Genomic DNA, 13,852 nt, shown 5'->3' with positions numbered 1-13,852 from the left:
TATCCCGCCACATAAGCTGGGACCATGACCACCGGCAGGCACACCGCAACTGAACTCGATCCATCACTTGATGACTACCAATTGGCCAGCGCACTGGTCCGCGAAGCAGGCCAACTGGCGCTGCTCATGCGGATGGGCGGACTGCAGGGCACACGCAAGACGTCAGTGTCCGACGTCGTCACGGCAGCCGATCATGCGGCCGAGGCTTATGTCCTGGAACAGTTGCAACGCTGCCGCCCGGAGGACGGCATCCTGGGCGAAGAAGGCACCTCTGTTGCCGGTACCAGTGGCCGGACCTGGGTGATCGATCCGGTGGATGGAACATACAACTTCCTTCACGGATCCACGTACTGGTGCTCTGCCATTGCCCTCAAACGCGACGGTTCAGATCCCTCAGATGATCGAGTCGATCCGGTTGCGGATCCGGACGTGTTGCTTGGGGCCATCTACCAGCCCGAACTGGACAAGCTCTGGCTCGGCGGGGACGAGCACCCGGCAACCCTGAACGGCGAACGCATTTCAGGTTCCGGAGACCTCCCTGTTGGCCAAATCTGCGCAGCAACCTACATCCACCCCACCTGGTTGGCGGACCCCCGCACTGCAATGCCCTGGCATGCCGCAGCTGTCTCCGCCGCATCGCTGCGCATGTTCGGTTCAGGCTCGTGCGACCTCGGCCGCGTGGCTGATGGCGAGCTCGGCTGCTGGTTCCAGCACAGCTGCCCTGAGTGGGACTGGCTCCCTGGCAAGGCGATCGTCCGCGCTGCAGGCGGGGACACCGCCGTCGTTCAGGTCAACGGCCTTAACTGGTTCATTGCAGGAGGGCCGACGGCGGTCCGCGAGCTGAGCGGGGCCCTCACCTCTGTTCCCCAGTTTGCGTAGTTTTTGATGGCCTGGGCGGTGCTCTCTTTGGGGTGGCCCTTGAGTGTCAGAGGCACCGCCTAGACTGGTAGTCACCATGGATATGTTGTTCGACCCCTACGCAGACGGCCCCTTCAACGCAGGCTCCAAAGCCGCAACCAAGGCTGCCCCGGAGCTTTCGCACGCGGGCGGCGGCTCTTCCCGCGCCCGGTTCGGTGAGGGCAGTGGTGGGTCCAGCAGCGAAACAAACGACACCCCCGCTTCCGGTGGTTGGGGCAATCAAGGGACTGGAAGGCTTCCGTCCGCCGACGCCCTCCTCCAGGGCTTGAATCCGCAGCAGGAAGAAGCCGTGAAGCACGCCGGCAGCCCGTTGCTGATCGTTGCGGGTGCAGGCTCAGGCAAGACCCGTGTGCTGAGTAACCGGATTGCCTACCTCATTGCCACCAAGCGCGCCCACCACGGCGAAATCCTGGCCATCACGTTTACCAACAAGGCCGCCGCCGAGATGCGCGAACGTATCGAGGCCCTGGTAGGCGGCCGGGCCAAGAGCATGTGGATCTCCACGTTCCACTCCTCCTGTGTGCGCATCCTGCGCCGCGAGGCTGCCAATGTGGGTCTGAACTCGAACTTCTCCATCTACGACTCCGCGGATTCCCTGCGCCTGATCACCCTTGTGTCCAAGAACCTGGATCTGGATCCCAAGAAGTTCCCGCCCAAGGCGATCCAGCACAAGATTTCCGCACTCAAGAACGAGCTAATCGACGCCGACTCCTACGTCTCCTCGGCAAACCACAACGACCCCTTCGAGCAAGCCGTGGTAGAGGTCTTCAAGGGCTACACCCAGCGCCTGCGCCAGGCTAATGCCATGGACTTCGATGACCTCATCGCGGAGACCGTCTACATGTTCCGCGCGTTCCCCGCGCTCGCGGAGTCCTACCGGCGCCGGTTCCGGCACGTGCTGGTGGACGAGTACCAGGACACCAACCACGCCCAGTACGCGCTGGTCAGGGAAATCGTTGGCGTGGGCACTGATACTGACGTCGAGCCCAGCGAACTCACGGTGGTGGGCGACTCCGACCAGTCCATCTACGCCTTCCGTGGTGCGGACATCCGCAACATCGTGGAGTTTGAAGCCGATTACCCCAACGCGCGCACCATCAAGCTAGAGCAAAACTACCGCTCAACGCAGAACATCCTCACCGCCGCCAACTCCGTGATTTCCCGGAATCCGAACCGCCAGGAAAAGCGGCTGTGGACGGCAGAGGGAGACGGCGAGAAGATCGTCGGCTACGTCGGGGAGAACGAGCACGACGAAGCCCAGTTCATCGCCAAGGAAATCGACCGGCTTCAGGACGAGGAAGGGCTGCGTCCTGGGGATGTCGCCATTTTCTACCGCACCAACGCCCAGTCGCGGTCCATTGAAGACGTGCTGGTCCGGGTGGGCCTGCCGTACAAAGTTGTGGGCGGCACGCGGTTCTACGAACGCAAGGAAATCAAAGACGCCCTGGCTTACTTGCGCGTTCTGGTAAACCCTGACGACGACGTCAACCTCCGCCGTGTCCTGAACGAACCCAAACGGGGGATTGGCGACCGCGCCGAAGGTGCCGTCGCTGCCTTGGCTGAACGCGAACGGACGTCCTTTATGGCCGCCGCCCGCCGTGCTGACCAAGCGCCCGGCATGGCAACGCGTTCTGTGAACGCCGTCCTGGGCTTTGTGAAGCTACTGGATGACCTTGCTGAGGTGGCTTCCGGATCCGGTGCTGCCGCTGCCCTGGAGGCCGTGCTCGAACAGACCGGGTATCTTGCCGGTCTGCGCGCCAGCAACGATCCCCAGGACGAGTCCCGCGTGGAGAACCTCGCCGAATTGGTGGCCGTAGTCCGCGAGTATGAACGCGACAACCCGGACGGTTCGCTGGGCGAGTTCCTGGAGCAGGTTTCCCTGGTGGCTGACGCTGACCAAATTCCTGATGCGCCCGGCGGGGACATTGACGCCGCAGTGGCCGAAGCCAAGCGCATGGGTGTTGTCACGCTCATGACGTTGCACACTGCCAAAGGCCTGGAGTTCCCGGTGGTCTTCCTGACTGGCATGGAACACGGTATCTTCCCCCATCAGCGCTCGGCCACGGACCCCAAGGAACTGGCCGAAGAACGCCGCCTGGCCTACGTGGGACTTACCCGTGCACGCAAGCGGCTCTACGTCACGCGCTCCGAGGTCCGCAGCATGTGGGGCCAAAGCCAGTACAACCCCGCCAGCCAGTTCCTGGAGGAGATACCCTCCGAACTGGTGGACTGGAAACGTGAAGGCATGAGCCGGCAAGCCGCAGGCGGTGGTTGGGGAAGCGCTCCCATCGGCTCCAACCGCTACGGCGGCTCCTTCTGGGGCGCAGGCACGTCACGCGGCGTTGCCGCCAGCCCAACCGCCGGTTTCGACGCCGACGTCCCGGCCGCCGTCGCACGCAACAGGGTGCAGCCGCAAAAGGAAGTCATTTCCGTGGTGGTGGGGGACAAGGTCAACCACACAAGCTTCGGCAACGGCGTTGTGCTCGGAGTCGAAGGCTCGGGTGACAAGACCGTCGCCAAGGTGAAGTTCGACGTCGGTGAGAAGCGCCTGCTGTTGCGGTACGCGCCCCTGACCAAACTGGATGCCTGACGCATCACGGCATAATTGGTGGCATGCGACGGACTGTATTGGGGATTCTTGCCGCCTTGCTCATGGTGTTGGCCACGGGCTGCTCGTTCGCCACCAAGGACCCCGACTACGTTCCGCCAGCTCCGTTGCCTCCGCTGGAACAGCTCAAACAGGTCCCGGTTACCGAGCAGACCACCCTGGCTGCAGGCGAGGGCGTCACCGCATTTGTGACGCCGGACCGCAACATCGTTTGTGCCATGACCTCCTCCAGAGGCGGCCACCTCAACGTGCCGTACGAGGCGAACTCGTATTCTGACGCGGCCAATAACAAGTTTGCGGTGGTGCCCGTGGTGCACTGCGAATTGGCGAAGTATGCCAAACCTGAGATCGATGACATCGCCGACGACTGCGGCGGCATCGGCCTGGGTTATCTGGGCGGCACGGTTCTCCTGACGCCGGATAAGGCGGTCTATGGCTCGTGTCGTTCCGGCGTAACACAAATGGAGTCTGAGTTCGGGCCCAAAGGGAGCCGGAGCGGACCGATCTCCAAGCTTCGCGAACTGGCCGACGGGCAGAACATCGAGCGCAACGGCCTTCGGTGCTCCGCCTATAACAACGGCGTCGCCTGCGGAAATGTCTCCGGTGGCGTGGCGTTCTTTGTCAGCAGGGAGGGCTACCAGCTGATTTCCGACGGCGGCAAAACGGTCACGGGGAACCTGAAACCGGCGTCGTGATCGCCGTTGGACAGACGATGAACGGCCAAAAAACCGCGTCATTCTGCGGGTTTTCTACAGCCGATAGAAGTGTAAGGTTACTCACTTAACAGGTAGTGTGTAGCTGGCGGGACTCCTCAAAGGGCTAAAGTTCCGAGAGGACCTTACGCAATGTGACCGGCTTCAATCCTGGTTGTTACCGCGTACTTTCCGCAGCTGGCTATCGCGGTCATCGCGGTTCCCGGCTGAACAGAAAACTACTTCGACGTAGAAGGACACTAAACCGTGGACCTGTTTGAATATCAGGCGCGCGATATGTTCGAAGCGCACGGTGTACCCGTGCTCGCCGGCATCGTGGCGCACACTCCTGAAGAAGCAAAGGCAGCTGCCGAGAAGATCGGCGGCGTTACTGTCGTAAAGGCACAGGTTAAGGTTGGTGGCCGCGGCAAGGCTGGCGGCGTCAAGGTTGCCAAGACTGCCGAAGAGGCGCTTGAGCACTCCACCAACATCCTGGGCATGGACATCAAGGGCCACACCGTTAACAAGGTGATGATCGCCCAGGGTGCGGACATCGCCGAGGAATTCTACTTCTCGGTCCTCCTGGACCGCGCAAACCGCAACTACCTGGCCATGTGCTCGGTTGAAGGCGGCATGGAAATTGAGCAGCTGGCTGTTGAGCGTCCCGAGGCCCTGGCCAAGATCGCCATCGACCCCGCTGTGGGCATCGACCAGGCCAAGGCTGACGAGATCGTCGCAGCTGCAGGCTTCGCTGAAGAACTGCGCGGCAAAGTGGCCGACGTCATTCTGAAGCTCTGGGACGTTTTCAAGAAGGAAGACGCAACCCTGGTTGAGGTCAACCCTCTGGTCCGCACCGGCGCAGGCGACATCATTGCCCTCGACGGCAAGGTCACCCTCGACGAAAACGCCGACTTCCGCCACGTGCACCACGCACTGCTCGAGGACAAGGAATCAGCTGACCCGCTGGAGGCCAAGGCAAAGGCGCAGGACCTCAACTACGTCAAGCTGGACGGCGAAGTAGGCATCATCGGCAACGGCGCCGGTCTTGTGATGTCCACCCTGGACGTGGTTGCTTACGCTGGTGAAAACCACGGCAACGTCAAGCCCGCCAACTTCCTGGACATCGGTGGTGGAGCTTCCGCCGAGGTTATGGCCAACGGCCTGGACGTCATCCTGGGCGACTCCCAGGTCAAGAGCGTTTTCGTCAACGTCTTCGGTGGCATCACCGCTTGTGACGCTGTGGCAAAGGGCATCGTGGGTGCACTTGCTGAGCTTGGATCCGCTGCGAACAAGCCGCTGGTCGTTCGCCTCGACGGCAACAACGTCGAGGAAGGCCGCCGCATCCTGACCGAGGCCAACCACCCGCTGGTTACCCTGGCCGCCACCATGGACGAGGGCGCCGACAAGGCCGCCGAGCTCGCCAACGCAGCTAAGTAAAGGGACGCGACAATGTCTATCTACCTCAACAAAGACTCCAAGGTCATCGTTCAGGGCATCACCGGCGGCGAAGGCACCAAGCACACCGCACTGATGCTCAAGGCCGGCACCAACATTGTTGGTGGCGTCAACGCCCGCAAGGCCGGCACCACGGTCCTGCACGGCGACAAGGAAATCACCGTCTTCGGCACCGTCAAGGAAGCCATCGCTGAAACCGGCGCAGACGTCTCCATCGTCTTCGTTCCGCCGGCATTCACCAAGGACGCCGTTGTTGAAGCCATCGAAGCCGGCATCGGCCTCGTTGTAGTCATCACTGAAGGCGTTCCGGTTCAGGACTCTGCCGAATTCTGGGCACTCGCCCAGTCCAAGGTTGACGCCGACGGCAACCAGATCACCCGCATCATCGGGCCGAACTGCCCCGGCATCATCACCCCGGGCGAAGCCCTGGTCGGCATCACCCCGGCAAACATCACAGGCAAGGGCCCCATCGGCCTCGTGTCCAAGTCCGGTACCTTGACCTACCAGATGATGTACGAGCTCCGCGACCTCGGCTTCTCCACCGCCATCGGTATTGGTGGCGACCCCATCATCGGCACTACGCACATCGACGCCCTGGCTGCGTTCGAAGCTGACCCGGAGACCAAGGCAATCGTCATGATCGGCGAAATCGGTGGTGACGCTGAAGAGCGCGCTGCTGACTTCATCAAGGCCAACGTCACCAAGCCGGTTGTTGGCTACGTTGCAGGCTTCACCGCTCCTGAGGGCAAGACCATGGGCCACGCCGGCGCCATCGTCTCCGGCTCCGCAGGTACCGCGCAGGCCAAGAAGGAAGCTCTCGAAGCTGCAGGCGTGAAGGTCGGCAAGACGCCGTCCGAAACCGCTAAGCTGCTGCGCGAGGTTTACGCAACGCTCTAGTACCAAAGCAACGCGGGGTCACTTGTGGCCCATTCCCGAGTGTGGAATGGGCTCAAAGTGACCCCGCGTTGCTCTTTAAAGCACGACGGCGGCCCCGCACCTTTCACCACGGAAGGCGCGGGGTCGCCGTCGTGCTTTAACGCGGTGGCCCTGTACCTTCATGCCCTTTATTTGTTAGTATGTCAGGACAAACTACTTCGAAGGAGCACACAAGATGCCACTGGTAAGAATCGACGTCAATCAGGGCCGGTCGGCGGAGGAATTGGCCGCTATCAGCCGGGCCATCCACGATGCAATCGTCTCTGAGTATGAAATCCCTGAGCGTGACTACTTCCATATCCTCACCGAACATCCGGAGGCGCAGATAGTGGCCCAGGATGCCGGATTGGGCTTTGAGCGCAGCCTTGACGTGATCATGATCCAGATCTTCACGCAGGCCGGACGAACCCAGATGGCCAAGAGTTCGCTCTTCGAGGCCATTGCCGGAGGGCTTAGCGAGCTTGGCGTCAAGGGCGAGGATGTCTTCATTGGCTACATGGAGAACTCCGCCGGCGACTGGTCGTTCGGCTTCGGTCGGAGCCAGTATGTCACCGGAGAATTGGCCGTTCCGCGCAAGTAGATTCCAGTCCGTGTCATGTTGTAAATATGTCAGTACAAACCTTTGACAGGACATGAAATCTGGGGCAAAGTAGTCATGTGGCCCCGCTCACTGAGGGGTGGCAAGGCATTGGGGCCCAGCGCTCAAAGGTTCAGAGTTCACAAGAGAAAGGTCAACGATCATCGTGACCCACGAACTGCTTACGATCGGGCGCATCAGCGTTGATATCTACCCGAACGATATTGGGGTGGACCTGGAGGATGTGACGTCCTTCGGCAAATATTTGGGAGGCTCGCCCTCCAACGTGGCCGTCGCCGCTGCACGCCACGGCCGCCGGACCGGTGTGATTACCCGCACGGGCGATGACGCGTTCGGAAATTACCTGCACCGGGAATTGCGCAAGTTCAAGGTTGATGATTCGTTCGTCTCCCCGGTGAAGGAATACCCGACGGCGGTGACTTTCTGTGCGATCAAGCCGCCGGAAGATTTCCCGCTGTACTTCTACGGACGGTTCCCGACGGCGCCGGACCTGCAGATCAAGGCCGAAGAGTTGGATCTGGACGCTATCCGGGACGCGGGCATTTTCTGGTCCACGGTGACCGGTCTTTGCCAGGAACCGAGCCGCAGCGCGCACCTCGCCGCCCACGAAGCCCGGCCCCGGACTGATTTGAAAGACGGCCAGTTCACCATCCTGGACCTGGATTACCGGCCGATGTTCTGGGATTCGGAAGAGGAAGCCCGCGCGGAGGTTGCCAAGATCCTCCCGCACGTTACGGTCGCGATCGGCAACGATAAGGAATGCGCGGTTGCGGTAGGGGAGGGGACGCCGGACGAGCAGGCGGACCGCCTGCTGGCGGCCGGCGTCGAGATCGCCGTGGTGAAGCTCGGCCCGGAAGGCGTCATGGCCAAGACCCGCACTGAGCGTGTCGTCTCGGCCCCTGTGCCGGTGGAAACCGTCAACGGCCTGGGTGCCGGTGATTCCTTCGGCGGGGCTTTCTGCCATGGGCTGCTGTCCGGTTGGCCGTTGTCCGAGGTCCTGGATTACGCCAACGCGTCCGGCGCGATTGTCGCCTCGCGGCTTTCCTGCGCGGATGCGATGCCGACGCCGGATGAGGTCACCTCGCTGCTCGCGGAACGCGGCCGGCGAATCCCGGGAGCTTCCACCGCTGCGGCCCCTGCGCCTGCAGCACCCACGTTCGCAGAAGGAGCAGTCCGTTGAGCTTGAACGATGACCCCCGCCGGTATGAGCACTTGAGCCGTATCCGGCTGGAGGACCCGGAAGCCGTCGCGCGCGCGGCTGCTACCCGGCGTCGCCATCCGGGCTTGAAGCACGGTGTACAGAATTTCATTGTTGCTGCGGACCATCCGGCCCGTGGCGCCTTGTCGGTCGGGCCGGAGCCGATGGCGATGGCCGATCGCCGGGACCTGCTGGACCGGTTGCAGATCGCCCTCGCGAACCCGGCCGTGGATGGCATCCTCGCCTCACCGGACATCATGGATGACCTGCTGCTGCTGGGTGCTTTGGACGGCAAACTGATCTTCGGCTCGATGAACCGCGGTGGCCTGGCTGGTCTGGTCAACGAGTTCGATGACCGGTTCACCGGCCACACAGCCGCCGCGCTGCAGGCACTGGGTGCCGATGGCGGGAAGATGCTCACGCGGATCTGCCTGGGTGACCCGGACACCGTGGCCACGCTTGAAGCGACCGCCAAGGCCATCGATTCGTTGGCCGAACGCAAGCTCATTGCCATGGTGGAGCCGTTCCTGTCGGTGCGTGACGCGCATGGCAAGGTCCGCAACGATCTTCGCGCGGACGCCGTGATCAAATCCGTCGGGATCGCCGAGGGCCTGGGTTCCACCAGCGCCTACACCTGGATGAAACTGCCGGTGGTGGCCGACATGGAGCGCGTCATGGCCTCCACCACGCTTCCCACGGTGCTGTTGGGCGGTGACCCTGACGGCTCCCAGGACGAGGTCTTCGCCAGCTGGCAGGCCGCCCTGGCGCTCCCGGGCGTCCGCGGCCTCACGGTGGGCCGGACGCTGCTCTACCCGCACGACGGCGATGTGGCAGGTGCCGTAGCGACCGCCGCCTCGCTGCTGAACAGCAGTGAGCCTGCGACTGCGGCCGGGCCCGCGGGTGCTGCGGGGGAGCACACTTCGTCTGACCGTATTCCAGTGAAAGTATCGGAGTAGCCCCGCCATGCGGATCTCAACAGGAACAGCAACCCGTCGGATGACCGTGGCCCAGGCCGTGGTCGAGTTCCTTTCCAAGCAGTACACGGTGGATTCCATCGGTGGCCAGGAGTACCGTGAGCGCCTGATCCCGGGCATGTTCGGTATTTTCGGGCACGGCAATGTTGCCGGTGTTGGTCAGGCTTTGAAGCAGTACCAGGCAGCGGATCCGTCCATCATGCCGTATTACCAGGGCCGCAATGAGCAGGCCCAGGCGCACCAGGCCGTGGGGTACGCCCGGCACACGCGCCGGCGCCAGACGTTCGCGATCAGCACCTCGATTGGTCCGGGTTCCTCGAACCTGCTGACCGGTGCCGCCCTGGCCACCACGAACCGGTTGCCGGTGCTGCTGCTTCCGAGTGACACGTTCGCCACCCGTGCAGCTGACCCTGTGCTGCAGCAGTTGGAGCTGCCGTATGCGTACGACATCACGGTCAATGATGCGTTCCGTCCGTTGTCGAAGTTCTTTGACCGGGTGTCCCGCCCGGAGCAGTTGTTCTCGGCCTTCCACCACGGCCTGCGTGTCCTGACGGACCCGGCCGAGACCGGCGCTGTGACCATTTCCCTGCCGCAGGACGTCCAGGCCGAGGCCCTGGACGTCCCGGAAGAATTCCTGGCCGAGCGTGACTGGCGGATCCGCCGTCCCGAGGCCGAGGACGATGACATCCGCCGCGCCGTGGAAGCCATCCGTGCCGCGAAACGCCCCCTGATCATCGCCGGCGGCGGCGTGCTCTACGCCTACGCCAACGAGGAACTCGCCACGTTCGCCGAACTCACCGGCATCCCCGTGGGGAACACGCAAGCCGGCGTCGGTGTCCTGCCCTGGGACCACAAGCATTCCCTGGGCGCGATCGGGTCCACGGGCACGACGGCGGCCAACGCCATCGCAGCCGACGCGGACCTGGTCATCGGGATCGGCACCCGCTACGAAGACTTCACCACCGCCTCCCGCACCGCGTTCCAGAACCCGGACGTGCGCTTCGTGAACATCAACGTCGCCCCGATCGATGCCTACAAGCACGGCACCACCATCCCGATCGTCGCTGACGCCCGCAAGGCCCTGGTGAAACTGAACCAGGCACTGGGCGGCTACCGTGTGGGTGCCGACCTTGAAGAGAAGGTCGCGGCGGAAAAGAAACGCTGGAACGCGATCGTGGACGAAGCCTTTGATACCCGGTTCACGCCGTTGCCGGCGCAGAACGAGATCATCGGTGCCACGAACAAGGCCATGGATGACCAGGACGTTGTCATCTGCGCCGCGGGTTCCTTGCCCGGGGACCTGCACAAAATGTGGCGGGTCCGGGACCCGTTCGGCTACCACGTGGAATACGCGTACTCCTGCATGGGCTACGAAATCCCCGGCGGGCTGGGCGTGAAACGCGCAGCACTGGCCGAAGCCGCTGCCGGCGGCCCCAACCGGGATGTCGTGGTGATGGTGGGGGACGGTTCCTACCTGATGATGCACACCGAACTGGTCACCGCCGTCGCCGAACGCATCAAACTGATCGTGGTCCTGATCCAGAACCACGGCTACGCTTCCATCGGGTCGCTTTCCGAGTCGCTCGGTTCCCAGCGTTTCGGGACGCAGTACCGGGTCCTGGACAAGGAACAGCACAGTTTCGACGCCGGTGAGCACCTGCCGATCGATCTGGCCACCAACGCCGAGTCCCTGGGCGCGAAGGTCATCCGGATCGAACCGGGCGAGAACGTCATCGAATCCCTCGGCGCTGCCATCAAGGAAGCCAAGGCAGCCCCCGAAACCGGCCCGATCGTCATCCACGTCGAGTCCGATCCTCTGCTGGACGCCCCCAGCTCGGAGTCCTGGTGGGACGTTCCCGTCTCCCAGGTCTCGGACCTCGAATCCACACAGCAGGCCTACACCAGCTACACGCAGCAGAAGAACCGCCAGCGCAAACTGCTCGGCTGATTCCCAACACACAGCCCCCCCAGCTTTTAAAGCCACAGACCAAAGGAAGTCCGCATGTCAACGACGACCACACTGACCACCATTAACCACTTCATCAACGGCGCCGAAACGTCCGGTGAAGGCGACCGCACCCAGCCCGTCTACAACCCCGCGACCGGCCAGGTCAGCGCCGAGTTGCGCCTGGCCAACGAGGCCGACTTGAACACTGCGGTGGCTGCTGCGAAGAAAGCCGCCGAGTCCTGGGGTGATATTTCCCTGGCCAAGCGCACGGGCGTGTTGTTCAAGTTCCGTGAGCTGGTCGCCGCGCACGTGGATGAGCTCGCCGAGCTGATCACGGCCGAGCACGGCAAGGTCCTTTCCGACGCGAAGGGCGAGATCGGCCGTGGTCTGGAAGTGATCGAGTTCGCCTGCGGCATTCCGCAGCTGCTCAAGGGTGACTACTCGGACCAGGTCTCCACCGGCATCGACGTGTTCTCCTTCCGCGAGCCCCTCGGCGTGGTGGCAGGTATCACCCCGTTCAACTTCCCCGTCATGGTGCCGTTGTGGATGGCGCCGATGGCCATCGCTACCGGTAACGCGTTCATCCTCAAACCCTCCGAACGTGACCCCTCCGCGTCCATGCTCCTCGCGAACCTCTGGAAGCAGGCCGGCCTGCCCGACGGCGTCTTCCAGGTCCTGCACGGCGGGAAGGAAACCGTCGACGGGCTCCTGACCCACCCGGACGTGGACGGCATCTCTTTCGTCGGGTCGACCCCGATCGCCCAGTACGTGCACGAGACCGCCACGAAGCACGGCAAACGCGTCCAGGCCCTGGGCGGTGCAAAGAACCACGCCATCGTAATGCCCGACGCAGACCTCGACAACGCCGCGGACCACCTCGCAGCCGCTGCCTTCGGCTCCGCCGGGGAACGCTGCATGGCGATCTCCGTCGCCGTCGCCGTCGGGGACGCCGCAGACCTGATCGTGAAGAAAGTCCAGGAGCGCGCCCTGGCCATCAAAGTCAGCAACGGCACCGAACCCGGCGCGGACATGGGCCCGGTCATCACCCCCGCCTCCAAGGAACGCATCCTGAAGATCGTCACCGAAGCCGAAACCGCCGGCGCTGCCATGGTCGTGGACGGCCGCGACCTGGTGGTCCCCGGCCACGAAGAAGGCTTCTGGGTAGGCCCCACCGTGATCGATCACGTCAGCACCGAAATGACCGCGTACACCGAGGAAATCTTCGGCCCCGTCCTGGTGGTGGTCCGCGTCGCCGACCTCGAGGAAGGCATCGCGTTGATCAACGCCAACCCCTATGGCAACGGCACCGCGATCTTCACCTCCTCCGGCGCCGCAGCAAGGAAATTCCAGCGCTCCGTGACCGTGGGCATGGTCGGCATCAACGTGCCCCTGCCAGTCCCGGTGGCCTACCACTCCTTCGGCGGATGGAAGAACTCCCTCTTCGGCGACAAACACATCTACGGCCCCGAAGGCGTCTCCTTCTACACCCGCGGCAAAGTCATCACGTCCCGCTGGCCAGAACCCACCCACGCCTCCGGCGCCTCCTACAACTTCCCCTCCAACTAACCCCCAGGTTCTGGCCCTAAAGAAAGACACCGCTGTCATGACTGACGTCGAGAACAAGCTCATCATCGGCACCGCCCCCGACTCCTGGGGCGTGTGGTTTGCCGATGACCCCCAGCAGACTCCGTGGGAACGGTTCCTGGATGAGGTTGCTGAATCCGGCTACAAATGGATTGAACTGGGTCCGTACGGCTACCTGCCGAACGATCCCACCCGCCTGGCAGAAGAGCTCAAGCAGCGCGACCTGAAGGTTACGGCAGGAACGGTCTTCACGGCCTTCCACCGCGGCGCCAAGCAGTACGACGAAGCGTGGGAGCCGGCACGCAAGGTGGCCGAACTGACTGCGGCCATGGGTGGTGAACACATTGTGGTTATCCCCGCGATGTGGCGGGACGACGTCACGGGCGAGGCCGTAGAGAACGGCGAACTGACCGACGAGCAGTGGGCTGATCTCTTCGCAGGCCACAACCGGATGGGCAAGGTCCTGTTGGAGGACTTTGGCCTGCACCAGCAGTTCCACTCCCACGCTGACTCGCACGTTGGCGCGCAGCAGGACATCGAAACCCTCTTGGCGGCAACGGATCCGCGGTACCTGAACCTTTGCCTGGACACGGGCCACGCAGAATACTGTGGCGCTTCCAGCTTGGAGCTCATCAAGAATTACCCGGACCGCATCGGCTACCTGCACCTGAAGCAGATCAACCCGGAGATCCTGGCGGAGGTCAACGAGAAGAACATGACTTGGGCTGCGGCGAACCTGGCCGGCGTCATGACCGAACCGCCGAACGGCCTACCGGACCTGCGCGCGGTCATTGAAGCTGTGGAAGGCCTCAACCGGCCGATCTTCGGCATCGTGGAGCAGGACATGTACCCGGTAGCGTTCGATGTGCCCATGCCTATCGCCAAGCGAACCCGCAACTACTTGCTTTCCTGCGGCTCCCGCACGCGGGTCCAGTAACAAG

Annotated in this window: 11 protein-coding genes; all 11 read left to right on the top strand. The window is 63.1% G+C overall.

Annotated elements, in window-relative coordinates; translation table 11 throughout:
• The first annotated feature begins 24 nt into the window (after nucleotides 1-24).
• The 11 genes from ACTAQJ_RS11670 to ACTAQJ_RS11620 all read left to right on the top strand — a co-directional run bounded on the left by ACTAQJ_RS11670 (nucleotide 25) and on the right by ACTAQJ_RS11620 (nucleotide 13,848).
• On the top strand, nucleotides 25-879 hold the full coding sequence (locus ACTAQJ_RS11670) for an inositol monophosphatase family protein (protein WP_498696285.1): 855 nt from the start codon (nucleotides 25-27) through the stop codon (nucleotides 877-879).
• 76 nt (nucleotides 880-955) lie between these two features.
• On the top strand, nucleotides 956-3,508 hold the full coding sequence (gene pcrA, locus ACTAQJ_RS11665) for a DNA helicase PcrA (protein WP_498696284.1): 2,553 nt from the start codon (nucleotides 956-958) through the stop codon (nucleotides 3,506-3,508).
• A 23-nt stretch (nucleotides 3,509-3,531) separates the two neighbouring features.
• Entirely contained in the window at nucleotides 3,532-4,221 is a 690-nt protein-coding gene (locus ACTAQJ_RS11660) for a hypothetical protein (protein WP_498696283.1), read from the top strand.
• A 264-nt stretch (nucleotides 4,222-4,485) separates the two neighbouring features.
• Nucleotides 4,486-5,655: an ADP-forming succinate--CoA ligase subunit beta gene (gene sucC, locus ACTAQJ_RS11655; RefSeq protein ID WP_224093741.1), complete on the top strand. Its 1,170-nt coding sequence runs from the start codon at nucleotides 4,486-4,488 to the stop codon at nucleotides 5,653-5,655.
• Between the two features lie 12 nt (nucleotides 5,656-5,667).
• Nucleotides 5,668-6,570: a succinate--CoA ligase subunit alpha gene (gene sucD / locus ACTAQJ_RS11650; protein ID WP_498696280.1), complete on the top strand. Its 903-nt coding sequence runs from the start codon at nucleotides 5,668-5,670 to the stop codon at nucleotides 6,568-6,570.
• A 214-nt stretch (nucleotides 6,571-6,784) separates the two neighbouring features.
• Nucleotides 6,785-7,189 (top strand): tautomerase family protein, encoded by a 405-nt coding sequence (locus ACTAQJ_RS11645; RefSeq protein WP_477515973.1) that lies wholly within the window; start codon nucleotides 6,785-6,787, stop codon nucleotides 7,187-7,189.
• A 163-nt stretch (nucleotides 7,190-7,352) separates the two neighbouring features.
• Nucleotides 7,353-8,387, top strand: a complete 1,035-nt coding sequence (gene iolC, locus ACTAQJ_RS11640; protein WP_431118618.1) for a 5-dehydro-2-deoxygluconokinase — start codon at nucleotides 7,353-7,355, stop codon at nucleotides 8,385-8,387.
• Nucleotides 8,384-9,361 (top strand): Cgl0159 family (beta/alpha)8-fold protein, encoded by a 978-nt coding sequence (locus tag ACTAQJ_RS11635; RefSeq protein WP_498696277.1) that lies wholly within the window; start codon nucleotides 8,384-8,386, stop codon nucleotides 9,359-9,361. Before iolC ends, ACTAQJ_RS11635 begins: the two co-directional genes overlap by 4 nt.
• A 40-nt stretch (nucleotides 9,362-9,401) precedes the next feature.
• Complete coding sequence (gene iolD / locus ACTAQJ_RS11630) at nucleotides 9,402-11,327, top strand: 3D-(3,5/4)-trihydroxycyclohexane-1,2-dione acylhydrolase (decyclizing) (protein ID WP_498702183.1); 1,926 nt, start codon at nucleotides 9,402-9,404, stop codon at nucleotides 11,325-11,327.
• Between the two features lie 54 nt (nucleotides 11,328-11,381).
• The gene (locus tag ACTAQJ_RS11625; protein WP_498696275.1) at nucleotides 11,382-12,893 is read left to right on the top strand and encodes a CoA-acylating methylmalonate-semialdehyde dehydrogenase; all 1,512 of its coding nucleotides are present in this window, start codon (nucleotides 11,382-11,384) and stop codon (nucleotides 12,891-12,893) included.
• 37 nt (nucleotides 12,894-12,930) lie between these two features.
• The gene (locus ACTAQJ_RS11620; RefSeq protein WP_431118622.1) at nucleotides 12,931-13,848 is read left to right on the top strand and encodes a sugar phosphate isomerase/epimerase family protein; all 918 of its coding nucleotides are present in this window, start codon (nucleotides 12,931-12,933) and stop codon (nucleotides 13,846-13,848) included.
• Nucleotides 13,849-13,852 lie beyond the last annotated feature (4 nt).

The sequence above is a fragment of the Arthrobacter sp. alpha11c genome, from assembly GCF_054149985.1.
Note: the sequence above shows the minus strand (reverse complement) of the source record. Positions and strands in the feature narration are given on the sequence as shown.

Bases quoted from the DNA above. Each gene is read 5' to 3' on its own strand.
- pcrA (WP_498696284.1), top strand. From the start codon at position 956: ATGGATATGTTGTTCGACCCCTACGCAGACGGCCCCTTCAACGCAGGC.
- ACTAQJ_RS11670 (WP_498696285.1), top strand. From the start codon at position 25: ATGACCACCGGCAGGCACACCGCAACTGAACTCGATCCATCACTTGAT.
- iolD (WP_498702183.1), top strand. From the start codon at position 9,402: ATGACCGTGGCCCAGGCCGTGGTCGAGTTCCTTTCCAAGCAGTACACG.
- ACTAQJ_RS11620 (WP_431118622.1), top strand. From the start codon at position 12,931: ATGACTGACGTCGAGAACAAGCTCATCATCGGCACCGCCCCCGACTCC.
- ACTAQJ_RS11625 (WP_498696275.1), top strand. From the start codon at position 11,382: ATGTCAACGACGACCACACTGACCACCATTAACCACTTCATCAACGGC.
- ACTAQJ_RS11660 (WP_498696283.1), top strand. From the start codon at position 3,532: ATGCGACGGACTGTATTGGGGATTCTTGCCGCCTTGCTCATGGTGTTG.
- sucD (WP_498696280.1), top strand. From the start codon at position 5,668: ATGTCTATCTACCTCAACAAAGACTCCAAGGTCATCGTTCAGGGCATC.
- ACTAQJ_RS11645 (WP_477515973.1), top strand. From the start codon at position 6,785: ATGCCACTGGTAAGAATCGACGTCAATCAGGGCCGGTCGGCGGAGGAA.